Source organism: Stenotrophomonas sepilia (genome assembly GCF_003244875.1).
Classification (GTDB): domain Bacteria; phylum Pseudomonadota; class Gammaproteobacteria; order Xanthomonadales; family Xanthomonadaceae; genus Stenotrophomonas; species Stenotrophomonas sepilia.
This window is the reverse complement of record NZ_LXXZ01000097.1, coordinates 1-23,799: the sequence shown is the minus strand read 5'-3', so window position 1 is coordinate 23,799 and position 23,799 is coordinate 1. Positions and strand designations below refer to the sequence as shown.

At 67.5% G+C, this 23,799-nt stretch carries 17 protein-coding genes; 12 read left to right on the top strand and 5 right to left on the bottom strand.

Annotated elements, in window-relative coordinates; genetic code table 11:
- The first annotated feature begins 79 nt into the window (after positions 1-79).
- The 4 genes from aceB to A7X97_RS19560 all read left to right on the top strand — a co-directional run bounded on the left by aceB (position 80) and on the right by A7X97_RS19560 (position 7,050).
- Positions 80-1,702: a malate synthase A gene (gene aceB, locus A7X97_RS19575; protein ID WP_111008343.1), complete on the top strand. Its 1,623-nt coding sequence runs from the start codon at positions 80-82 to the stop codon at positions 1,700-1,702.
- 64 nt (positions 1,703-1,766) lie between these two features.
- Entirely contained in the window at positions 1,767-3,068 is a 1,302-nt protein-coding gene (gene aceA / locus A7X97_RS19570; protein ID WP_061480262.1) for an isocitrate lyase, read from the top strand.
- A gap of 435 nt (positions 3,069-3,503) precedes the next feature.
- A complete protein-coding gene (locus tag A7X97_RS19565) occupies positions 3,504-4,544 on the top strand; it encodes a GGDEF domain-containing protein (protein WP_061480263.1) in 1,041 nt (346 codons plus the stop codon).
- A gap of 13 nt (positions 4,545-4,557) precedes the next feature.
- Positions 4,558-7,050, top strand: coding sequence for a putative peptide modification system cyclase (locus tag A7X97_RS19560; protein ID WP_242015892.1), 2,493 nt, complete (start codon positions 4,558-4,560; stop codon positions 7,048-7,050).
- A 7-nt stretch (positions 7,051-7,057) separates the two neighbouring features.
- On the opposite strand, the gene A7X97_RS19555 is transcribed toward A7X97_RS19560, so the two are convergent.
- A complete protein-coding gene (locus A7X97_RS19555) occupies positions 7,058-7,354 on the bottom strand; it encodes an NHLP-related RiPP peptide (RefSeq protein WP_072167317.1) in 297 nt (98 codons plus the stop codon).
- 138 nt (positions 7,355-7,492) lie between these two features.
- Between A7X97_RS19555 and A7X97_RS19550 the strand changes: the two genes are divergently transcribed.
- Positions 7,493-8,659 carry a putative peptide maturation dehydrogenase gene (locus A7X97_RS19550; protein ID WP_065178401.1) on the top strand — a complete coding sequence of 389 codons (1,167 nt, stop codon included), beginning with the start codon at positions 7,493-7,495 and terminating at the stop codon, positions 8,657-8,659.
- Between the two features lie 19 nt (positions 8,660-8,678).
- Here A7X97_RS19550 and A7X97_RS19545 read toward each other — a convergent pair whose 3' ends face one another.
- Genes A7X97_RS19545 through A7X97_RS19535 form a run of 3 tightly spaced genes read right to left on the bottom strand, consistent with a single transcriptional unit; the run spans position 8,679 to position 13,472 of the window.
- Positions 8,679-10,661, bottom strand: a complete 1,983-nt coding sequence (locus tag A7X97_RS19545) for an acetyl-CoA carboxylase biotin carboxylase subunit (RefSeq protein ID WP_088496133.1) — start codon at positions 10,659-10,661, stop codon at positions 8,679-8,681.
- A 26-nt stretch (positions 10,662-10,687) separates the two neighbouring features.
- Entirely contained in the window at positions 10,688-12,298 is a 1,611-nt protein-coding gene (locus A7X97_RS19540; protein ID WP_065196009.1) for a carboxyl transferase domain-containing protein, read from the bottom strand.
- Positions 12,299-12,308: 10 nt separating this feature from the next.
- Positions 12,309-13,472, bottom strand: coding sequence for an isovaleryl-CoA dehydrogenase (locus A7X97_RS19535; protein ID WP_072167315.1), 1,164 nt, complete (start codon positions 13,470-13,472; stop codon positions 12,309-12,311).
- Between the two features lie 158 nt (positions 13,473-13,630).
- Here A7X97_RS19535 and A7X97_RS19530 point away from each other — a divergent pair, with 158 nt between their 5' ends.
- The 3 genes from A7X97_RS19530 (at position 13,631) to A7X97_RS19520 (ending at position 16,618) form a co-directional block, all read left to right on the top strand.
- Positions 13,631-14,248: a TetR/AcrR family transcriptional regulator gene (locus A7X97_RS19530; RefSeq protein WP_005420712.1), complete on the top strand. Its 618-nt coding sequence runs from the start codon at positions 13,631-13,633 to the stop codon at positions 14,246-14,248.
- A gap of 197 nt (positions 14,249-14,445) precedes the next feature.
- A complete protein-coding gene (locus A7X97_RS19525) occupies positions 14,446-14,964 on the top strand; it encodes a c-type cytochrome (RefSeq protein WP_005407662.1) in 519 nt (172 codons plus the stop codon).
- Between the two features lie 208 nt (positions 14,965-15,172).
- Positions 15,173-16,618: an ExeM/NucH family extracellular endonuclease gene (locus A7X97_RS19520; RefSeq protein WP_088496131.1), complete on the top strand. Its 1,446-nt coding sequence runs from the start codon at positions 15,173-15,175 to the stop codon at positions 16,616-16,618.
- Between the two features lie 223 nt (positions 16,619-16,841).
- Here the strand turns inward: A7X97_RS19520 and A7X97_RS19515 are convergent, their stop codons facing one another.
- Positions 16,842-17,699 carry an EamA family transporter gene (locus A7X97_RS19515; RefSeq protein ID WP_088496132.1) on the bottom strand — a complete coding sequence of 286 codons (858 nt, stop codon included), beginning with the start codon at positions 17,697-17,699 and terminating at the stop codon, positions 16,842-16,844.
- Between the two features lie 43 nt (positions 17,700-17,742).
- Between A7X97_RS19515 and A7X97_RS19510 the strand changes: the two genes are divergently transcribed.
- From A7X97_RS19510 to A7X97_RS19495, 4 genes are all read left to right on the top strand, one after another.
- On the top strand, positions 17,743-18,414 hold the full coding sequence (locus tag A7X97_RS19510; RefSeq protein WP_088496854.1) for an alpha/beta hydrolase: 672 nt from the start codon (positions 17,743-17,745) through the stop codon (positions 18,412-18,414).
- Positions 18,411-19,511 carry a cell division protein ZapE gene (gene zapE / locus A7X97_RS19505; protein WP_088496853.1) on the top strand — a complete coding sequence of 367 codons (1,101 nt, stop codon included), beginning with the start codon at positions 18,411-18,413 and terminating at the stop codon, positions 19,509-19,511. The genes A7X97_RS19510 and zapE overlap by 4 nt, the downstream gene beginning before the upstream one ends.
- A 625-nt stretch (positions 19,512-20,136) precedes the next feature.
- A complete protein-coding gene (locus tag A7X97_RS19500) occupies positions 20,137-22,539 on the top strand; it encodes a ribonucleoside-diphosphate reductase subunit alpha (protein WP_088496978.1) in 2,403 nt (800 codons plus the stop codon).
- Positions 22,540-22,686: 147 nt separating this feature from the next.
- Complete coding sequence (locus A7X97_RS19495) at positions 22,687-23,706, top strand: ribonucleotide-diphosphate reductase subunit beta (RefSeq protein ID WP_005420683.1); 1,020 nt, start codon at positions 22,687-22,689, stop codon at positions 23,704-23,706.
- Positions 23,707-23,799 lie beyond the last annotated feature (93 nt).

Genomic DNA, 23,799 nt, shown 5'->3' with positions numbered 1-23,799 from the left:
ACATTGCAAAAACTGTTTTGCCAAATACTGAGGCCAGGGCGGCACCGTGGAGACGTTCCCCCCCCGCTGGAGTCGCCCCATGTCCGCCGTCGCTTCCGCCTTTCCCCCCCCCGCCACCAAGGCCACCCCCGGCATCGCCCTGGCGACCCGCGTGGCCGGCCAGGACACCGTGCTGCCGGCGCCGCTGCTGGCCCTGCTGGTGTCGCTGCACCGCGCGGTGGAACCGGGCCGGCAGGCGAGGCTGCAGGCCCGCCGTGAACGCCAGGCGTTCTTCGACCAGGGCGGCCTGCCGGACTTCCGTGAAGACACCACTGCGATCCGCAGCGGCGACTGGCGCGTTGCGCCGCTGCCGGCCGCGCTGCAGGACCGCCGCGTCGAGATCACCGGCCCGACCGACCCGAAGATGGTCATCAACGCGCTGAACTCCGGCGCCAAGGTGTTCATGGCCGACTTCGAGGATTCGACCTCGCCGACCTGGCGCAACCTGCTGGCCGGGCAGCAGTCGCTGGCTGCGGCGGTGCGCGGCGATCTGGAATACACCGCCCCAAATGGCAAGCACTACACGCTGCGCCCGTACGACGAACAGGCGGTGCTGATCGTGCGTCCGCGTGGCTGGCACCTGGAAGAGAAGCACGTACGCGTCGACGGCCAGTTCCTCGCCGGCGGCCTGTTCGACGCAGCGGTGTTCGCCTTCCACAACGCCCGCTCCCTGCAGGCCAAGGATCGTGGCCCGTACTTCTACCTGCCCAAGCTGCAGAGCATGGAAGAGGCGGCGCTGTGGGAAACCGCGCTGTCGCACATCGAAGGGATGCTCGGCTTGCCGCACGGCCAGATCAAGGTGACCGTGCTGATCGAAACGCTGCCGGCGGTGTTCGAGATGGACGAGATCCTGCACGCACTGCGTGACCGCATCGTCGGCCTGAACTGCGGGCGCTGGGACTACATCTTCTCGTACCTGAAGACCTTCCGCCGCCACGCCGACCGCGTGCTGCCCGAACGCGGCCAGGTGACCATGACCCAGCCGTTCCTGAAGGCGTATTCGGAACTGCTGATCCAGACCTGCCACCGCCGCGGTGCGCATGCGATGGGCGGCATGGCCGCGCAGATTCCGATCAACAACGATGCCGCCGCCAACGAACAGGCCATGGCCCGCGTGCGCGCCGACAAGCTGCGCGAAGTCAGCGCCGGCCACGACGGCACCTGGGTCGCGCATCCGGCGCTGATTCTGGTGGCGATGGCGATCTTCGACGAGCACATGCCCGGTGCGAACCAGCACAGCGTGCTGCGCCAGGACGTGCGCGTCGGCCGCGAAGAACTGATCGCGCGGCCGCCGGGCACCATCACCCGCGCCGGCTTCGAAGGCAACGTGGAAGTCTGCGTGCGTTACCTGGCGGCGTGGCTGGATGGCAACGGCTGTGTGCCGATCCATCACCTGATGGAGGACGCGGCCACCGCCGAGATCAGCCGCAGCCAGTTGTGGCAGTGGCTGCATACGCCGGGCCAGCAGCTGGACGATGGCACCGCGATCGACCTGGCCCTGCTGGATTCCACCCTGTCGCAGCTGCCGGCACGGCTGGGCGATACCGCCGCGCTGCCCGGTGGCGCGCGCATCAGCGAGGCCATCGCCCTGCTCGGCGAACTGAGCCGCAGCGAAGAACTGACCGATTTCCTGACCCTGCCGGCCTACGCGCGCATCGATTGACTGCCGCCCGCGTCTACCGCCGTTTCCCTCCCCGCTGCACGCACGAACCGAACTGGAGAAAGACATGAGCAAGCTGCCCACTGCCGAACAGATCCAGCACGACTGGGATACCAACCCGCGTTGGGAAGGCATCCAGCGCAACTACAGCGCCGCCGACGTGGTGCGCCTGCGCGGCACCGTCCACATCGAGCATTCGCTGGCCCGCCTGGGTGCGGAGAAGCTGTGGGCGTCGCTGCACGAGCGCGAGTTCGTCAACGCGCTGGGTGCACTGACCGGCAACCAGGCCATGCAGCAGGTCAAGGCCGGCCTGAAGGCGATCTACCTGTCCGGTTGGCAGGTGGCGGCCGACGCCAACCTGGCCGGCCAGATGTATCCGGACCAGTCGCTGTACCCGGCAGATTCGGTGCCGGCGGTGGTCAAGCGCATCAACAACACGCTGCTGCGCGCCGACCAGCTGCACCACGCCGAAGGCAAGGATGACATCGACTTCCTGCAGCCGATCGTGGCCGATGCTGAGGCCGGCTTCGGCGGCGTACTCAACGCCTTTGAACTGATGAAGGCGATGATCGAGGCCGGCGCCGCCGGCGTGCACTTCGAGGACCAGCTGGCCTCGGTGAAGAAGTGCGGGCACATGGGCGGCAAGGTGCTGGTGCCGACCCGCGAGGCGATCGAGAAGCTCAACGCCGCACGCCTGGCCGCCGACGTGATGGGCGTGCCGACCCTGCTGGTCGCGCGCACCGATGCCGAAGCTGCGGATCTGCTGACCAGTGACATCGACGGCAACGACAAGCCGTTCACCACCGGTGAGCGTACCGTCGAAGGCTTCTACAAGACCCGCAACGGCCTGGACCAGGCGATCAGCCGCGGCCTGGCCTATGCGCCCTACGCCGACCTGGTGTGGTGCGAGACCGGCAAGCCGGACCTGGAATTTGCACGGAAATTCGCCGAGGCGATCCATGCGAAGTTCCCCGGCAAGCTGCTGGCCTACAACTGCTCGCCCAGCTTCAACTGGAAGAAGAACCTGGACGACGCCACCATTGCCAAGTTCCAGCGCGAACTGGGCAGCTACGGCTACAAGTTCCAGTTCATCACCCTGGCAGGGTTCCATGCGTTGAACTACGGCATGTTCAATCTGGCCCACGGCTACGCACGCCGCCAGATGAGTGCGTTCGTGGAACTGCAGGAAGCCGAGTTCGAAGCGGCCGAGCGCGGTTTCACTGCGGTCAAGCACCAGCGTGAGGTCGGTACCGGCTATTTCGATGCGGTGACCCAGGCGATCCAGCAGGGCCAGTCGTCGACCACCGCGCTGACCGGCTCGACCGAGGAAGAGCAGTTCCACGGCGGGCGCAGCGAACGCGCGGCGTGATCCGGTGCGCGGCGTGATCCGGTAGTGCCGGCCGCTGGCCGGCAATCACGGGATGCTCCGGGCGCTGCGTGGCAGCCGGCCAGCGGCCGGCTCTACCGGGCCCTGGAAATCCGATCAGGGTGGCCAGGGAAGGGCCAGGCAACGCCGGCCGGTCGGGGGACCTGCCGGCGTTGTTGTATCGATGCAAGGGGCAGCCAGCGGGCAGCGTCAATCAGGCGCACCCCGGGTTCCGGCAACTTGGCCGAAACCCTGTGAAACCCGGCATCGAATTGATCCAGCAGGGGTTTTGCCCGGGCGCCCGTGACCAGAACGGGCCACCACCGATCTTCACATCAATCAAGATCGGCAGAGCGGTCAAAATGAGATAGGGCGCACACTTTAAAGCGGTGCTATGCTCCGCGGCTCACCAGGGGACGCTGGCGGCGGGTGCAGGGAATGACCGGCAGGGGTGCGGCCGAGAACAGTGATGTGACGACAGGTATCGCCCGGGTGGCGATGGCCGAGATCGTGCACGCGCTGTTGTCAGATGCCGAGGTGGCATTGTTTGCCAGATTCGCCCGCGCATGCAAGCTCCGTGCCGGACAGTGGCTGTTCCAGCGTGGTCACCGCGGCGAGCGCATGTATGTGATCCTCGAAGGCCAGATCGAACTGGACTTCGGCGAGGACCTGGTGATCAAGACACTCGGGCAGCATGAGTTCTTCGGAGAACTGGGCCTGCTGGTCGGCGACCACCTGCGCAGCGCGAGCGCGCGCGCGCTGGTCGACTGCGATGTGCTGGAACTGGGGCCGGCTGATTTCCACCGGCTGGTCGAATCCAATCCGGGCCTGGTGGCCTATTTCCTGCGCCGCACGATCATGCGCGTGCTGGCCAACGAACAGGCCTTGATCAGCCAGCTGCGCCGGCGCAACCACGATCTGGAAACCGCGCTGGACAACCTCTACATCACTACCCACCAGCTGACCCACACCCGCGAGCTGGTGCGTACCGATGAACTGACCGGCCTGCACAACCGCCGTGGCCTCACCCTGTACCTGCAGGAGTGCCGCGAGCGTGCCGAGGGGCCGCCACAGGCGCTGCTGCTGATCGACTGCGACCGCTTCAAGCAGATCAACGACCGCCACGGCCACCAGGCCGGCGACCGCGTGCTGCAGAGCATGGGCAACATCCTGCGCTCGATGGCTGGCGAGCAGGATCTGGCCTGCCGGCTTGGCGGCGATGAGTTCTGCCTGATGCTGCGCCGTGGCAACCGCGAGATCGTGCAGCACGCTGCCGAGTTCATCCTCAGCGCGGTGCACGGCCTGCTCGAGCGCAGTCACGGCACGCCGCATGTAAGCCTGGTCAGCATCGGAGCCAGCCTGCTGGATGCCGACGCGGGCTGGAGTGAGTGGTATGCCAGCGCCGATCGGGCGCTGTACCGGGCCAAGCGTGATGGCGGCAACTGCCTGCGCTGGGTGGATGATCCGGACGGCCAATAGGGAGATGCAGGCGATGAATGGCGACAACGGAACGTCAGCCCCGCATAGCCCACAGCTACGCGCCCTGCTGTTCACTGATCTGTGTGATTCGCTGCAGCTGGTCGAGCGGATCGGCGACGTGGCGGCGGCGAGCCTGTTCCAGGAACACGACCGCCTGGTGCTGGTGCTGCAGCACCGCTGGAATGGCCAGCTGATCGATCGTTCGGACGGCCTGTTCATGCTGTTCGAGCGCGCCATCGATGCCCTGGGCTTCGCCCTGGACTACCAGCGTGAACTGCATGCGCTGGGCCAGCAGCGTGCGATTGAACTGCGCGCGCGTGCTGGCCTGCATGTGGGCGACGTGCTGACCTGGGAAAACAGTGCCGAGGCAGTCCGCGCCGGCGCCAAGTCGATGGAAGTGGAAGGCCTGGCCAAGCCGATGGCGGCGCGCCTGATGATGCTGGCCCGGCCCGGCCAGATCCTGTTGTCGGCGGTAGCCGAATCGCTGACCCGCCGTGCCACCGATGCGTTGGGCGAGCGCGGCACGCGCCTGTTGTGGAAGTCGCACGGGCGCTGGCGCTTCAAGGGCGTGCCGGTGGTACAGGAAGTGATCGAAGTGGGCGAGATCGGCTCCGCACCGCTGCGCATGCCGCGTGCCAATGCCAAGGCCCGCCGCGACCTGCCGTTGTGGCGGCAGCCGCTGGTGCTGGCCGCCGAAGGCCTGGTGCTGGCGGTGGCGGTGCTGGGCGGCTGGCTGCTGCTGCGGCCGGAACCGGCGATCGCGTTCGCCGAGCGCGACTGGGTGGTGCTCGGTGATGTCGACAACCTCACCGGCGACCCGATCTTCGACGACTCGATGCGGCACGCGATCCGGATCGCGCTGGAGCAATCGCGCTACGTGAACGTGCTGTCGGAGGGCAAGATCCGCGAAAGCCTGGAAATGGCGCGGCTCTCGGGCGATACCCGGCTCAGCCGCGATACCGCGGCCAACGTGGCGGTGCGGGAAGGCGCGCGCGCCGTGCTGCTGCCGACGGTGCGGCAGAAGATCGGTGGCTACGAGCTGGCCATCGATGTCGCCGCACCCGGCAGCGGCCAGGTGATCCAGACGTTCACCGCCACCGTGGATCGATCCGACCAGATGGTGTTCGCGGTGGACGACGTGGTCGGGCGCCTGCGTCGCGGACTGGGCGAATCGGTGGCGAGCCTGGAACAGTCGTTGCCGCTGCCGCGGGCATCGACCCAGGATCTGCGCGCACTGCGTGCATTCGCACTGGCGGAAAGTGCACTGGGCCAGCGGCGCTTCGAGGAGGCGCGCAACCTGTACCAGGCGGCGATCGATATCGATCCCGGTTTCGCCCTGGCCTACATGGGCGTGGCCAAACTGCATGCGCGCGTCGAAGAAGGGCGGCGTGCACGCGAAGCCATGCAGCATGCGCTGGACCTGCAGGATCGGCTGCCGCCACGCGAGCGGCTGTATCTGAAGGCCTGGATGGCCGAGCTGGAGCCGGGTGGCTGGGCGCTGGAGCAATGGCGCACGCTGGCCAAGGTCTATCCGGATTCGTTCGCGGGGCTGTCCAACACCTCCTGGTACCTGCTGCAGGCCAACCAGTTCAGCGAGGCCGAACCCTATGCGCGTGCGGCCGCAGTACCGCAGGATCCGCTGCGGCTGTATCCGCTGGTCCATCTGGTGCGGATACAGATCGCTGCCAACCAACCGCAGCTCGCTGCCGAAACACTGGCCCAGGCGCAGGTCCTGCGCGGCCGTGATGACGCCGATGAGACCGGTGTGGATGTGCTGGTGGCCCAGGGGCAGTACGCCAAGGCAGCGAAGCTGTTACCGCAGATCCATGCCAGCGATGCCCTGCAGCAGCGGATGAAGCTGCGTGCGCAGTTGTTGCTGGCTGCTGCGCAGCGCGATTGCGCGGCCATGCAGCAGGCGATACGCGAAGATGCAGCGGCGCCGACGCTGATCGACCTGCAGGTGCAGCAGCGCCTGCAGCACGCCAGCGTGGCGGCGCTGTGCCCGAGCGCTGACCGTGCCGGGCTGCAGGCCATTGCGGCGCTGCTGCAGCCGATGCTGCAGGAGCGTGATGATCCCATGCTGCATGCCCGTGGCCTGCAATGGCTGGCACTGGTCCACCTGGCGCAGCGGCAGGGCCAGTTCGAACTGGCCAGGCGCTGGCTGGACGAGCAGCGGCCCCTGCTGCGCAGCCTGCGCAGTCCGGTCGCGGACCGCTGGCTGCGCATCGTCAGCGCCATGGACGAACTGCAGATGCAGCGGCCCGATGCAGCCCGCGCGCTGATCGAGCCGATGCTCGATGGCAGCGAGCCGGTGCAGGCACACGTCGTGCTGCTGCTCGCGCTGCGCGCACAGGGCAATGAAGCCGCGGTACGCCGCGAGCAGGCCTGGCTGTCCCAGCATCGCGGCCAGGCCATTGCCGAGGTCACCGCCATGCAGGTCTGGCAACCACTGAACGTGCATGACGTGTCCATGTGGGCATCGCCGGCCACGGCCGGCGCGCCCTGATGGCGGGTCAACCGTCGATGCGCTCGCCGACCTTGCCGGCTTCGAAGCAGAACACCACGGTCATGGCCGCCACCGACCCGGACAGGTGGGCCTGCAGCCCGTCACGCACCTGGCTCAGCTCTTCGACCGAGGCCAGGGTGCCGATCTTCATGCAGTCGTTCTCGCCAACGGCACCGTCCAGCCCGATCGAGGCCAGGGCCTTGGCCGGCGACGCGGTGAAGTGGCTGCGGAAGTCGTCGCTGCCGATCAGGTGGTCCAGCAGGAGGCTGGCGTCTGCGGCGGAAAGGCGGGGATGGGTGCTCATGGGGATCGTCCGTAAGTGGAGTTTCTCGTATCGGCCGCGACAGCCTGCCATTGAGGGCCGCGCTGTGCACATCGCTAAAGTTGGCCGCGCCGCGGTCGTTGCTGCTATGCCGGTTGTGCGGCAGAAGGAAGGAAACCGATGCGCCTGCGCCGCTGCGCCAGCCTGATGTTCGAGCCCCGCGAGGCGGTCACCCTGGACCTGCGCGCGATGCTGGCCGGCCACGCCGAGATGGACAGCCAGATCAGCTGGGTGGCGCTGGCCGCGCATCTGGACCAGCCGCTGCCGGTGGACGCCGAGGAGCGCCAGCTGCTGGGCGAGCTCAGCGCGCACCGCTGGAGCGAACCGCCCGCCGATGCCTCCCCGGCGATGCTGGCCCGCCTGGTCGAGCAGGGCCTGCTGCTGACCGACCCGCCGAGCGAGGTGGGGCACCAGCTGCGCGACGAGGCGCTGCGGCGCAGCCAGTGGTGGCCGCTGGCTGCACTGGCCCATCGCCATGCACGCTGGCAGGCCGTGGACAGCGTGGAGGACATGCGCCGGCAGGGGTTGGACACCGCTGCCGGCCTGCGCCAGCGCCTCGGGCCGCCACCGCCGGTGGTGCAGCCCATGCAGGGCGACTACCAGCCGCTGCCGCGCAGCGAAGAGGCCGCGTTCGACGCACTGCTGGCGCGCCGCACCACCTGCCGCAATTTCGACCCGCAGCGCGCGTTGCCGCTGCCGTTGCTGGCCCAGGTGCTGCAGCGCACGCTGATGGCGCACGCGGTGCAGAAGGTCGAGCGCGATACCGAGTTCCTGAAGAAGAACGTGCCTTCCGGTGGCGGCCTGCATCCCACCGAAGGCTTCCTGCTGGTGCAGAACGTGGAAGGACTGGCACCGGGCCTGTATCACTACCACCCGGTGCAGCACGCCGTGCTGCCGCTGCCCTCGCCACCGTCGCAGGCACTGCCGGCGCTGGCGCGGCGGATGCTGTCCGGACAGGCGTGGTTCGCCGATGCGCCGGCGCTGCTGGTGCTGGCGCCGCGCTATGACCGCTGCTTCTGGAAGTACCGCAACCACGCCAAGGCGCACCGTGCGGTGACGCTGGATGTCGGTCACATCTCGCAGCTGCTGTACCTGTGCGCGACCGAGCGCGGCCTGGCCGCCTTCGTCACCGCAGCCATCAACGATGCCGATGTCGATCGTGCCTTCGGCTTCGATGGCATCGGCCAGAGCGCGATGGCCATCTGCGGCCTGGGCTGGCGCAGTGCCACACTGGACACGGCCGAATTCGATCCCGCTGGTCGGGTGACGGCGGGCGACGACCGCTGAGCGACCGTCGCCCCGGCGTTCACGCCGCTTCGAAGTCCACCAGCACCGCGCCGTCGTTGACCTGGTCACCGGCCTTGGCGCGGTAGCCCTTCACCGTGCCGTCGGCCGGCGCCTGCAGGGTGTGCTCCATCTTCATCGCTTCCAACACCACCAGCGGCGTGCCGCGCTTGACCTCGGTACCGGCGGCGACCAGCGTGGCCACGATCTTCCCGGGCATCGGTGCCAGCAGGCTGCCGGCATCGGCCACGGCGTGGTCCGATTCGCTCACCGGATCATGCAGGGTGAAACGGTGCTGGCCGTCGGTGCCGAACAGGTACAGCTGGTCACCGTCGCGCAGCAGCTGCAGTGTCCAGCGGCGCCCGCCCAGCTGCACCGCCAGCCCCCGCACATCGGCGGTGCCGATCACCTGCACGGGTGCTGCGTCATCGCACTGCACGCGCCAGCCATCGGCCTGCGCCCACACCTTCAGCGTGTGCCGGCATTCGCCCTGCTGCAGCGGCAGCACGCGCGGCGCGGGCGCGCCAAGGCGCCAGCCGTCCTGCGCCTGCCACGGCGAATGCGGGTCGCGCGCGTCGCTGGCTGCACCTGCAGTAGTGGCCACGGCGGCCACCGCCGCCAGCAGCCACAGCGCATCATCGCTGTCACCCACCTGGCCCAATGCGGCCTGCTCGCGCTCGATCAGCGCGGTATCCAGCTTGGCGTGGGTAAACGAATCGGTGTTCACCAGGCGGCGCAGGAAACCGGCATTGGTGGTCACGCCCACCACCTGGCAGTCGGCCAGGGCCTGGCTCATGCGGCGCAGTGCGGCGTCGCGGCCCACGTCCCAGACGATCAGCTTGGCAATCATGGGATCGTAGTACGGCGTGATGCTGTCGCCTTCCTCGACACCGGTATCCACGCGCACATGAGTCGACGGCGCCGGCAGGCGCAGGCGGCGCAGGAGGCCGGTGGACGGCAGGAAACCACGGTCGGCGTCTTCGGCATACAGCCGCGCCTCGATGGCGTGGCCGTGGATCGCCAGCTGCTCCTGGCGCAGCGGCAGTGGCTGGCCCGAGGCTACGCGCAGCTGCCACTCCACCAGGTCGGTGCCGGTGATGTACTCGGTCACCGGGTGCTCGACCTGCAGGCGGGTGTTCATCTCCATGAAGTAGAAATCGCCGTCCGGGCCGGCGATGAACTCCACCGTTCCGGCGCCGACGTAGCCCACCGCGCGCGCGGCATCGACCGCGGCCTTGCCCATCGCCGCACGACGTTCGGGGCTCATGCCCGGGGCGGGCGCTTCTTCCAGCACCTTCTGGTGGCGGCGCTGCACCGAGCAATCGCGCTCGAACAGGTAGACCGCATCACCGTGGCTGTCGCCGAACACCTGGATCTCGATATGGCGCGGGCGCTCGACGTACTTCTCGACCAGCACATGGTCGTTGCCGAATGCCGAGGCGGCCTCGCGCTGGCAGCTGGCCAGTGCATCGACGAAGTCCTCGCTGCGTTCGACCTTGCGCATGCCCTTGCCACCGCCACCGGCGCTGGCCTTGATCAGTACCGGGTAGCCGATGGCATCGGCCTGCGCGCGCAGGAACGTCGGCTCCTGCTGGTCGCCGTGGTAGCCCGGCGTCAGTGGCACACCGGCCTTGGCCATCAACGCCTTGGCCGCGCTCTTGTCACCCATCGCGCGGATCGCGCTGGCCGGCGGCCCGATGAAGGTGACGCCGGCGGCGGCGCAGGCATCGGCGAAGTCGGCATTCTCGGACAGGAAGCCGTAACCGGGGTGGATCGCCTGCGCGCCGGTCAGGCGTGCGGCGTCGAGCAGGGCGTCGCCGCGCAGGTAGCTCTCACGCGCGGCGGCCGGGCCGATGTGGATGGCCTCGTCGGCCAGGCGTACGTGGCGTGCGTTGCGGTCGGCATCGGAATACACCGCCACGGTGGCGATGCCGAGGCGGCGGCAGGTGGCGATGACGCGGCAGGCGATTTCGCCGCGGTTGGCGATCAGGACTTTGGTGAACATGGCAACAGGCTCGGTCATGGCACGGGTTACATGCGGAACACGCCGAAGCGCGTCTGCTGCGGGGCGGCGTTGAGGCTGGCCGACAGCGCCAGCGCCAGCACCCGGCGGGTGTCGGCCGGATCGATCACGCCGTCGTCCCACAGGCGTGCGCTGGCGTAGTACGGGTGGCCCTGCTGCTCGAACTGATCGCGGATCGGTGCCTTGAACGCGTCTTCCTCCGCTGCCGGCCACTGGCCGCCCTTGGCCTCGATGCCATCGCGCTTGACCGTGGCCAGCACGCTGGCGGCCTGTTCGCCACCCATCACGCCGATGCGCGCGTTCGGCCACATCCACAGGAAGTTCGGCGAGTATGCACGGCCGCACATGCCGTAGTTGCCGGCACCGAACGAGCCACCGATCACCACGGTGAACTTGGGTACCCTGGCGCAGGCCACCGCCATCACCAGCTTGGCCCCGTCCTTGGCGATACCACCCTGTTCGTACTTTCGACCGACCATGAAGCCGGTGATGTTCTGCAGGAACACCAGCGGGATGTTGCGCTGGGTGCACAGCTCGATGAAGTGCGCGCCCTTCAGTGCCGACTCGGAGAACAGGATGCCGTTGTTGGCGATGATGCCGATCGGGTAGCCGTTCAGATGGGCGAAGCCGGTGACCAGCGTTGCGCCGTAGCGCGGCTTGAATTCGTCGAAGCGTGAGCCATCGACCAGCCGCGCGATCACTTCGCGTACGTCGTAGGGCTTGCGCGTATCGGCCGGGATCACCCCGTACAGTTCGTGTGCCGGCAGCAGCGGTTCCTCGGGCGCCTGCACCGCCATGGCCGGTTCCGGCTTGCGCCAGTTGAGCTGGGCGATGATCGCGCGCACCCGTGCCAGTGCCTGCAGGTCGTTGTCGGCCATGTGGTCAGCCACGCCGGAGATGCGCGTGTGCACATCGGCACCACCCAGTTCCTCGGCCGTCACCACTTCGCCGGTGGCCGCCTTCACCAGCGGCGGGCCGCCGAGGAAGATCGTGCCCTGCTCGCGCACGATCACCGTCTCGTCGCTCATCGCTGGCACATAGGCACCACCAGCGGTGCAGCTGCCCATCACGCAGGCGATCTGCGGAATGCCCTGTGCCGACAGGTTGGCCTGGTTGTAGAAGATGCGGCCGAAATGGTCGCGGTCGGGAAAGACTTCGTCCTGCAGCGGCAGGAACGCGCCACCGGAATCGACCAGGTAGATGCACGGCAGGTGGTTCTGCTCGGCGATCTCCTGCGCGCGCAGGTGCTTCTTCACCGTCATCGGGTAGTAGGTGCCGCCCTTGACCGTGGCATCGTTGGCCACGATCACGCATTCCACGCCACTGACGCGGCCGATGCCGGCCACTACGCCAGCGGCCGGCACGGTGTCTTCGTACATGCCGTGCGCGGCCAGCGGCGCGATTTCCAGGAACGCGCTGCCCGGGTCGAGCAGGGCGTCGATGCGGTCGCGCACCAGCAGCTTGCCGCGCGCGGTGTGCTTGGCGCGTGCGGCTTCGCTGCCACCCAGCGCGGTGCGGGCGAGGGTGGCATGCAGGTCGTCGACCACGGCCTGCATGGCCGCGCGGTTGCTTTCAAACGTTTCGCTGCCCGGTTGCAGCTGGGTGCTCAATACGGTCATCGCAGTGGCCTTACAGGGTGCGCTGGAACAGTTCGCGGCCGATCAGCATGCGGCGGATCTCGGACGTGCCGGCGCCGATCTCATACAGCTTGGCATCGCGCCACAAGCGGCCGGTCGGGTATTCGTTGATGTAGCCGTTGCCGCCCAGGATCTGGATCGCCTGGCCAGTCAGCCAGGTGGCCTTCTCGGCGGCGTACAGGATGGCACCGGCGGCGTCCTGGCGGGTGGTGCGGCCCTGGTCGCAGGCGCGTGCCACGGCATAGACATACGCGCGGCAGGCACCCAGGCCCACGTACATGTCGGCGATCTTGGCCTGGATCAGCTGGAAGCTGCCGATCGGCTCGCCGAACTGGTGGCGCTCGTGCACATACGGCATCACCACGTCCATGGCCGCGGCCATCAGGCCCAGCGGGCCACCGGACAGCACCACGCGCTCGTAGTCCAGGCCGGACATCAGCACGCGCACGCCACCGCCAACCTGGCCCAGCACGTTCTCTTCAGGAATCTCGCAATCCTGGAACACCAGCTCGCAGGTGGGCGAAGAACGCATGCCCAGCTTGTCCAGCTTCTGCGCGGTGGAAAAGCCCTTCATGCCCTTCTCGACCAGGAACGCGGTGATGCCCTTGGCGCCGGCCTCCATGTCGGTCTTGGCGTAGACCACCAGCACGTCGGCATCCGGGCCGTTGGTGATCCACATCTTGTTGCCGTTGAGCACGTAGCGGTCGCCGCGCTTGTCCGCGCGCAGCTTCATCGACACCACGTCCGAACCGGCGCCCGGTTCGCTCATCGCCAGCGCGCCCACCCTGGCGCCGCTGCACAGGTCGGGCAGGAAGCGCTGCTTCTGTTCCTCGTTGCCGTTCTTGCGCAGCTGGTTCACGCACAGGTTGGAGTGCGCGCCATAGGACAGGCCGATGCCGCCGGAAGCGCGCGAGATCTCTTCCATCGCCACCACATGGGCCAGGTAGCCCATGCCGGTGCCACCGTATGCTTCTTCCACGGTGAGGCCCAGCAGCCCCTGTTCGCCCAGCTTCGGCCACAGGGCCAGCGGGAACTGGTTGCTGGCATCGGCCTCGGCGGCCAGCGGAGCGACCTCGGCGGCGGCAAAATGGGCCACGCTCTGGCGCAGCAGGTCGATGTCTTCGCCAAGATCGAAGTTCAGGGATGGCACGTGCATTGTGGTGGCTCCACGGCGGGATGGCAGGAATGGACGCACCCGGCGGGGGAGTGGGGGGCGGTCTGCAGGACCGCCACCCACACGGGCGATGGCCCCAGCGTAGCGGGGTTCGGGTAAGAAGTGAATACGAATTCAAAAATTGAAACTAGAATCAGAACATGGCTTATAAACGCTCTGCATTGATGGAAGAACGCCTGGCGGGCGCCCGTGAACGGATCCTGCTGGCCACCCGCGAGCTGGTCGCCACTGGCGGCTGGCGCAATGCCCCGGTGACGGCCGTGGCGACCCAGGCCGGGGTGTCCACCGGCCTGATCTATCGCCACTTCCCGTCCAAGGCAGAGCTGTTCGTGGAAGTCCTCAATGCCGCCGTCGCCCACGAGGTCGCGATCATGGAGCGCATCGCCAGTGGCCCGGAGGCGGCCAGCGAGCGGCTGCGGCTGGCGATCACCGCCTTCGTCCGCCGTGCCCTGGCCGGGCCGGGGCTGGCGCACGCCTTCATCGTTGAACCGGTCGACCCGGACGTGGAAGCCGAGCGCATGCGCGGCCGTCGCGCCTTCGGCGACGTGTTCCTGCGGCTGGTGGAGGAGGGCGTAGCGGCCGGCGAGCTGCCGGTGCAGGACGCGCATGTGGCCGCCGCGTGCCTGGTCGGTGCCTTCACCGAAGCGATGGTCGGCCCGACCGCACCCAGCCGCGAAGCGCACCGCGACGAAGACGCGCTGGTGGATGCGATCTGCAGCTTCTGCCTGCGCGCGATCGGCGCCCCGGCAATCCGGTAGCGCCGGCCGCTGGCCGGCTTCTGCACGATCCATCTGGCAGGAGGGTGATGCCGGCCAGCGGCCGGCACTACCGGGTGGGCATGCTGCGCCGCATCAGCAGTGACGCCTGTTGTCGCACGCAAAGTGCGTTCTATACTCGGCCCATCACGCAGTCGCTCAGCCGTGGTCCAACGACTATCAGCCAGGGGTAACGAAGAGTGCGGAATTACGATCTGGAGTTCCTGAAACGCTTCTCCATGGTGATCGCGCTGCTGGCGACCATCACCCTCGGCCTCATTCTCCTTGCCGCCTACATCCACACCCGGATTCCGCCCGAGGTGTCGCCGACCGCGGCCAAACGCACCGAACAGCGCATCTCGCCCACCGGTGCAGTCTATGCCGGCAGCACCGGCGCCGCCGCGCAGGCTGCCGCCAAGGCCGCCGCGCTGGCCAAGGCCGCGTCGCAGGTGGCCTACGGCGGCACCAAGGATGGCAAGGTGATCTTCGACAACCTGTGCACCGCCTGCCACACCACCGGCGTGGGCATGGCACCGACGCTGGACCATTCGCACTGGGACAAGCGCATCGCGCAGGGCAAGGACACGCTCTACAAGCATGCCATCGAGGGCTATACCGGCCCCGACGGCGGCATCATGCCGCCCAAGGGCGGCAACCCGGCCCTGACCGAGGAGCAGATCCACGCCACCGTGGACTGGATGCTGGGCAACCTGAAATAGCCGCCGCAACGCGCCGCTTCCTGTAGAGCCGAGCCCGCGCTCGGCTGCTCTGCGCGCGGTGTGGCCAGGTGCAGCCGAGCATGGGCTCGGCTCTACGATCCCCCGGCTTTGCCCACCGAGGCCTGATCGCTCATATGCCCCCGCTGCGCAGGCGGCGTTTCGCATTTCAGGGTTAGTCTGTGCGCCTCTTCCATGGAGTCGCCCGTTGATGCGCCGCCGTTCCCTCGCCCTTGCCCTGTCCCTGCTGCTGCCGGCCGGCGCCTTTGCCCAGGCCCAGCCGCAGGCCGCACCGGTCGCGCCACCCTCCGCCGCGCGCAGCAGCGCCACCGTGGTGCTGACCGCCGCGCCGGCCGACTGGCGCGCGCTGGATGGCCAGCGGGTGCGCATCGCCGCACCGCTGACCCTGGCCGGTACCGACGGCCTGGAGCGCTTCGGCCAGCTCACCGTAGCCTTCGATGGTCGCCTCTGGCAGCCGACCGAAGTGGCCGCGCCGGGTACTGCCGGCTATGAGCAGGTGATGGCCGACAACCAGCGCCGCCGCCTGGTGCTGGAAGATGGCCGTGATGCCCGAGACCCCGCCAGCGTGGCGTACCTGCCGGGCAGCCCGGTGCTGCGCACCGGCATGCAGCTGCGTGACGTGCAGGGCATCGTGCGCATGGACGCGCAGGGCCATCCGCGCCTGCAGGTCGAAGGTGTGCTGAAACTGCCGGAACTCAAGCGCCCGGCAGTGCCGACGGTGCCGGGCAGCCTGCACGTGGCGGCCTTCAACCTGGAGAACTTCTTCAACGGTGACGGCCAGGGCGGCGGCTTCCCGACCCTGCGCGGCGCCCGCACGCTGGACGAGCACAAGGCGCAGGTGGCCAAGCTGGTCGCCACGGTCAACGCGCTGGGCGCCGACGTCGCCGCGCTGATGGAGCTGGAGAACGACGGCTACGGCCCGCAGTCGGCCATCGCCGAACTGGTCGATGCGCTCAACCGTGACCGCGGTGCGCAGGGCGACTGGCGCTTCGTCGATGCCGGCAACGGCCCCGGCGACAACCCGATCCGGGTCGGCATCATCTACCGCAGCTCACGCCTGCAGCCGGTCGGCACGCCGGCCACGTTGACCGGCGGCCCGTTCGTCGAGCACAGCCGCGTGCCGCTGGCGCAGGCCTTCCAGGGCAAGCAGGGCGCGCCGTTCGTTGTGGTGGCCAATCACTTCAAGTCGAAGGGCTGCCGCGACGCAAGCGGCGCCGACGCCGATCGCAACGACAACCAGGGCTGCTGGAACGCCACCCGCGTGGCCTCGGCGCAGCAGCTGCATGCCTGGCTGCAGACGGATCCGACCGGTACCGGTACAAAGGACGCGGTACTGCTCGGCGATTTCAATGCCTACGCGATGGAAGATCCGATCCGCACCCTGCACGACCTGGGCTGGCAGGACGCGTTCAAGGTCGCCAAGGCCGAGCATCCCTACAGCTACGTCTACAACGGCTACACCGGCCGCCTCGACCACGCGCTGCTGAGCCCGGGCATGGCCAGGCGCCTGCGCGGCGCCGCCGAATGGCACAGCAACGCCGATGAGCAGGACGCCAGCGGTTACCAGGGCCGCAACGTGCAGGGCCCGTGGCGCAGCTCCGACCACGACCCGCTGCTGCTGGGCTTCGACAGATAGGGTTCGCCGGGGATCTGCTCTGGGAGCGACCTTGATCGGCACGGATCCTGCTGTTGCTTTTTATCTTCCATTCCGCCTTCAAGCGAGCCGAGCATCGCAGGGTACCGGTGCACAGCACCGGCTCGCGGCTGGCGGCGCGTTTCTTTTGGTCACTTTTCTTTTCGCGCGAAAAGAAAAGTGACATCCCTCCGCGGGCGCGGAAATGGCACGCCGCGACCAATGCTCACCCCCAGGCGATCAAGCCGATCGCCAGCACCGCCAGCGCCAAACCGGCACGGTTCCACTTCGTGGTGGCCTCGCCGAAGGCAAACACGCCCACCAGTGCACCCAGCACCACCACGCCGATGTTCATGCCTGCGAACACGGTGGCCGGGTTGTCCGGCATCGACTGGTGCGCATGCACATAGAACAGGATGTTGCCGCCATTGAGCAGGCCCAGCAGCGCGCCTGCGCCCAGGTTTCGCCAGGCCAGCCGGCTGCGGCCACGCGCATGCCGCCACAGCTGCAGGGCCAGCATCAGCACGAAGGCTACGCTGAAGCTGGCCAGCACCGCCGCCATCGACGGCGTGCCCGACAGCGCCACCTGCTTGAGCAGCACGTCCACCACCGCAAACCCGGCCCATACCCCCAGCAGCCAGCCCCAGCCGCCGGGCGAGGACGCCACCGCCGGGCCACGCGGGCGCAGGCTGATCGCCACCATCGCCAGCAGGCCCAGGCCGAGCCCGGCAAGTTTCCACGGCGTCGCGGTCTGGCCGAAGAACAGGAAGGCGGCAGCCAGTGACAGCAGCAGCGACAGGCGCTGTGCCACATCGCTGCGCACGATGCCGGCCACCGCCACCGCGCGGCCCAGCACCAGGAAGATCGAGGGCAGCACCACCGCCAGCGCCAGCAAGGACAGCCACGGGGCATGTGGCGCGCGCAGCGCATCCAGCGGCGGCTGCAGCACCGCGGCGGTGAGCGTTGCCGCCACCAGATAGTTCCAGGTGACCATCTGCGCGACATCCAGCTGGCGGCGTCCAGCCACCTTCAACACCACCGAAACCAGCACGCTGCAGATCACGGCCAAAGACAGGTAGAGCATGGGGCGGGCACAGGGCAGGGGCGGGGGACGGTATCATGGTGCCATGCACAAGCCCTCGTTCCCCGTCGCCCCCGGCGAAACCGCCTGTCTCCAACTGGATGGCCCGGCCGGCCCGCTGGAAGTGGTCGTCGACCTGCCCAAGGCCGACGCGCCGGTGCAGCCGATCGTGGCCATCGTCTGCCATCCGCTGTCCACCGAAGGCGGTACCCTGCACAACAAGGTGGTCACCATGACCGCCACCACCCTGCGCGAGCTGGGCATCGCCACGGTGCGCTTCAACTTCCGCAGCGTCGGCGCTTCGGCCGGTACCTTCGATGGCGGCGTGGGCGAGCAGGATGACCTGAAGGCGGTCGCCGCCTGGGTGCGCAGCCAGCGCCCGCACGACCGGCTGTGGCTGGCCGGTTTCAGCTTCGGTTCGTTCGTTTCGCTGAAGGCCGCTGCCGCGCTGCAGCCGGAGGCGCTGATCTCGATCGCGCCACCGGCCGGCCGCTGGGACTTCGATGGCATCGTACCGCCGGCGCGCTGGCTGGTGATCCAGGGCGAGCAGGACGAGATCGTCGACCCGCAGGCTGTCTACCAGTGGCTGGACACGCTGGAGTTCCCGCATGAGCTGGTGCGCATGCCCGAGACCAGCCACTTCTTCCACCGCAAGCTGATCGACCTGCGCGGCGCGCTGACCCACGGCGTGAAGCACTGGCTGGGCGCGGCGGCATGAGTGCAACCGAGCTGACCCCGTCGCAGCGGTACGCGGAAGGGGTCGCCCGTGGTGACTGGCAGGACGACCCGGCCCAGCATGCAGCGCTGGCCGAGCTGGACCGCATCCACCTGGGCCTGCTGGACAGTGCCGAGGACGGTTGGCTGGACCGCCTGTCCGCGTTCTGGAAGAAGCCCGAGCCGGTGAAGGGCCTGTACTTCTGGGGCGGCGTCGGCCGCGGCAAGACCTTCCTGGTCGACCTGTTCTACGACGGGCTGCCGATCAAGCAGAAGTACCGCACGCATTTCCACCGCTTCATGCGCAGCGTCCATGAGCGCCTGCGCGAGCACCAGGGCCAGAGCGACCCGCTGGCGAAGATCGCCCAGGAATGGCGCAGCAACCTGCGAGTGCTGGTGCTGGACGAGTTCTTCGTCACCGACATCGGCGATGCGATGCTGCTGGCGCGGCTGCTGGAGCGCCTGTTCGCCGAGGGCGTGACCCTGGTCACCACCTCCAACACCGCAGTGGAGAACCTGTACCTCAACGGCCTGCAGCGTGAGAGCTTCCTGCCGGCCATCGGCCTGCTGCAGCGCTTCTGCGTGGAGCTGTACGCAGAAGGCACCGAGGACTACCGGATGCGCGCGCTGACCCGCTCGCCGGTGTACCGCGCACCGTTGGCCGCCGACAGCGACGACTGGCTGGCCACGCGCTGGAGCGAACTGAGCGGCGGCCAACCGGCCAAGCCCGGCAACATCGAGATCGAGGGCCGCAAGATTCCGGTCCGCGGCCGCGGCAAGAGTATCGCCTGGTTCGATTTCGCCGCGCTGTGCGAGGGCCCGCGCGGGCCCTCGGACTACATCGAGATCGCGCACGAGTTCAACACGGTGCTGCTGGGCGGCATTCCCGCCTTCGATCGCCTGAACGAGGATGCCGCGCGCCGCTTCGTCAACCTGATCGACGAGTTGTACGACCGCCACGTCAACCTGGTCTGCACCGCCGGCACCTCGCCGGTCGAGCTGTACACCGGCCAGCGCCTGCAGGGCGCGTTCGAGCGCACCGCCTCGCGCCTGATCGAGATGCAGAGCGCCGAGTACCTGGGCACCCCGCACCGGGCGTGAGGGGGCCTGAGGGCGTGCGTTGCCGGCCAATGGCCGGCACGACCACCCCGGAATTCCGGTAGTGCCGGCCGCTGGCCGGCAATGATCGGGGGGGAGGGCGCAACGGCGTTTCCCTGCGGCCACTCCTCCGGCCCGGCCGACACATGCGGCCTCGCGTCGCTGCCTGGCGGGTGATCCCGACGTCCACCGGATGCCCACCACCTATCCACAGGGTTGTCCCTAGCCAGTTTCATCACTGTCATGTGAAGCTGTCATTGTTCCGTTTCCGCGGTGCGTTGTGCCACCGCAGTGACGCCTTTCGGGCTTGACTGCGCAGCCCGTTCCGGCAGGTCTGAAGCGTCTGATCAGGGCGCCGATGGCACGATCCTTGCGGCGCAAGGGATTGCCGAATTTCACTACATTTGGCGTTGACGGACCCCATTACCCCCACTATCTTGTGGCCGTCGGTCGCCGCAACCCCACGGCTGGGGGTTGGCCGCAGTCTCCATTGGCGATCGTCAACGGCAGTGGCAGGCGCAGGGTCTCATCCCCTGCGACGCCGTCCTGCCATCCTGGGCCGTCATGTCCCGGGCTGCGTCACCCCGATGCATCGAGCACCCCCAATCACGCCAAGAGGACATACGCCGTGAGCACCGAATCCAGCGCCACCATCGAGAAGGAAAGCGAATTCCTGTTGACGTCGCCGCCGACGGCCAACGCGATGAGTGTGACCAAGCGCAACGGGACCACCGAGCTGGTGGACCTGAACAAGATCGTGCGCGCGGTGCAGCGTTCCTCCGAAGGCCTGCACGCCGTTGACCCGATGCGCGTGGCCACCCGCACCATTTCCGGCCTGTACAACGGCGCCACCACCCGCGAGCTGGACGAACTGTCCATCCGCACCGCCGCCCTGCTGATCGGTGAAGAGCCCGAATACGGCCGCCTGGCTGCGCGCCTGCTGGCCAACTACATCGCCAAGGAAGTCTCGGGCCAGGAAATCTACGCCTTCTCGCAGTCGGTCAGCCGTGGCCATGAAGTCGGCCTGATCAACGACCGCCTGCTGAACTTCGTGCAGACCAATGCACGCAAGCTCAACGACGCCATCGACATCTCGCTGGATCTGAACTTCGATTACTTCGGCCTGCGTACCCTGTACGACCGTTACCTGCTGCGCCATCCGCACACCCGCAAGGTAATCGAGACCCCGCAGCAGTTCTTCCTGCGCATCGCCAGCGCGCTGAGCGAGGACGTGTCCGAGACCCTGGCGCTGTACAAGCGCATGGGCAACCTGGACTACCTGCCGTCCAGCCCGACCCTGTTCAACTCCGGCACCACCCACGAGCAGCTGTCCTCGTGCTTCCTGCTGGACTCGCCGCAGGACTCGCTGGAGTCGATCTATGCCAAGTACGGCGACATCGCCCAGCTGTCGAAGTTCTCCGGCGGCATCGGCGTCAGCTACACCCGCGTGCGTTCGCGTGGCTCGCTGATCAAGTCGACCAACGGCCACTCCAACGGCATCGTGCCGTGGCTGAAGACCATGGATTCGTCCGTGGCCGCGGTGAACCAGGGCGGCAAGCGCAAGGGCGCAGCCTGCGTGTACCTGGAAACCTGGCACGCCGACATCGAGGACTTCCTCGAACTGCGTGACAACACCGGTGACGAAGCCCGCCGTGCGCACAACCTGAACCTGGCCAACTGGGTGCCGGACCTGTTCATGAAGCGCGTCGAGGCCGACCAGGAATGGTCGCTGTTCGATCCACGCGTCGTGCCGGAGTTCACCGACCTGTTTGGCGAAGCCTTCGAGGCTGCCTACCTGCAGGCCGAAGCCCAGGGCAAGGCCAGCCGCACCATCCCCGCGCGCAAGCTGTACGCCCGCATGATGCGTACGCTGGCCGAGACCGGCAACGGCTGGATGACCTTCAAGGACAAGTGCAACCGCGCCAGCAACCAGACCCTGCGTCCAGGCAACGTGATCCACCTGTCCAACCTGTGCACGGAGATCCTGGAAGTCACTTCCAACGATGAAACCGCAGTGTGCAACCTGGGTTCGATCAACTTGGGCAACCACTTCGACGAGCACAACGAGTTCGACTTCGAGAAGCTGGCCGAGACCGTGCGCCTGGCCGTGCGCCAGCTCGACCGCGTCATCGACCTGAACTTCTACCCGATCGAAACCGCCCGCCGCGCCAACCTGCGCTGGCGTCCGGTCGGCCTGGGCTGCATGGGCCTGCAGGATGTGTTCTTCCGCAAGCGCCTGCCGTTCGACAGCGCCGAAGCCCGCGCGCTGTCGAAGAAGATCGCCGAAGCGATCTACTTCCACGCGCTGGAAACCTCCTGCGAGCTGGCCCAGGAACGCGGCAAGCACCCGTCGTTCAACGACACCCGTGCCGCCAGTGGCGAACTGCAGTTCGACGCCTGGAACGTGGTGCCGGAAGACACTGCGCGCTGGGATGCCCTGCGTGAGCGCATCAAGGAACACGGCCTGCGCAACTCGCTGATGATCGCGATCGCGCCGACCGCGACCATCGCCTCGATCGCCGGTTGCTACGAGTGCGTCGAGCCGCAGGTGTCCAACCTGTTCAAGCGCGAGACCCTGTCCGGTGACTTCCTGCAGGTCAACCGTTACCTGGTCAACGAGCTGAAGAAGCTGGGCCTGTGGACGCCGGAAATGCGCGATGCCATCAAGCTGGCCGAAGGCTCGATCGCCGGCGTGGCGCAGATCCCGGAAACGCTGCGCGAGGTCTACCGCACCGCGTGGGAACTGCCGATGCGTTCGCTGATCGACATGGCCGCCGAGCGTGGCGCCTTCATCGACCAGTCGGCCTCGCTCAACCTGTTCATGGAAAGCCCGAACATCGGCGCGATGTCCTCCATGTACATGTACGCCTGGAAGCAGGGCATCAAGACCACCTACTACCTGCGTTCGCGCCCGGCCACCAAGATCGCCAAGACGACGGTGAGTGCCGCCGCACCGGCCAAGGTGTTCAGCCCGGACGAAGCCATCGCCTGCTCGCTGGAAAACCCGGAAGCCTGCGAGGCCTGCCAGTAACACGCCGCGCGGTGGGTGCCGACCGTTGGTCGGCACTCGAACACCTCGCACCTGTAGAGCCGAGCCATGCTCGGCTGCAGCACGGAAACACCAAGGTAGCGCCGGGCCATGCCCGGCGTTTTGACCCGAGAATTCAAGGAAACACCCATGGCCGACAAGCCCAAGCAGATGCTGCTCGATCCCGGTTTTGAACTGACCCTGCGCCCGATGCGCTACCCGCAGTTCTATGACATGTACCGGAATGCGATCAAGAACACCTGGACGGTGGAAGAGATCAATTTCCAGATCGACATCACCGACCTGCACAGCAAGATGTCGCCGGGTGAGCGCCACCTGATCCACCGCCTGGTCGCGTTCTTCGCCACCGGCGATTCGATCGTGTCCAACAACCTGGTGCTGAACCTGTACCAGCACTTGAATGCGCCGGAAGCGCGCATGTACCTGTCGCGCCAGCTGTATGAAGAAGCACTGCACGTGCAGTTCTACCTGACCCTGCTCGACAACTACCTGCCGGATCCGGAAGAGCGCGCCAAGGCGTTCTCGGCGGTGGAGAACATCGACTCGATCAAGAAGAAGGCCGATTTCTGCTTCAAGTGGATCGACTCGATCCAGGACCTGACCCGCATCGAGACCCGCGAACAGCGTCGCCAGTTCCTGCTCAACCAGATCTGCTTCGCCGCCTGCATCGAAGGCCTGTTCTTCTTCGCTGCGTTCGCCTACGTGTACTACTTCCGTTCGCGCGGCCTGCTGCCGGGCCTGGCTTCGGGCACCAACTGGGTGTTCCGCGACGAAAGCGCGCACATGGAGTTCGCCTTCGAGTCGGTGCGCGTGGTGCGTGAGGAAGAGCCGGACCTGTTCGACGACGAGATGAAGCAGCAGGTCTACGACATGTTGGCCGAAGCCATCGAATGCGAAGTGCAGTTCGCCGAGGACGTGCTGTCCGGCGGCGTGGCCGGCATCTCGACCCGTGACATGCGCCAGTACCTGCAGCATTGTGCCGATCAGCACTTCGCCAAACTGGGCATGGAAAAGAAGTACAACGTGCGCAACCCGCTGCCGTTCATGGAACTGCAGGACGTGCAGGAACTGACCAACTTCTTCGAACGCCGCGTCTCGGCCTACCAGGTCGGCGTGCAGGGCGAAGTCGCCTTCGACATGAACTTCTGATCGAACCGGTCAGGCCTTTCGCAACGAAAAACCCCGGCCAATGCCGGGGTTTTTTGTTGCGCGCCTGGCTTTTGTAGAGTCGAGCCGTGCTCG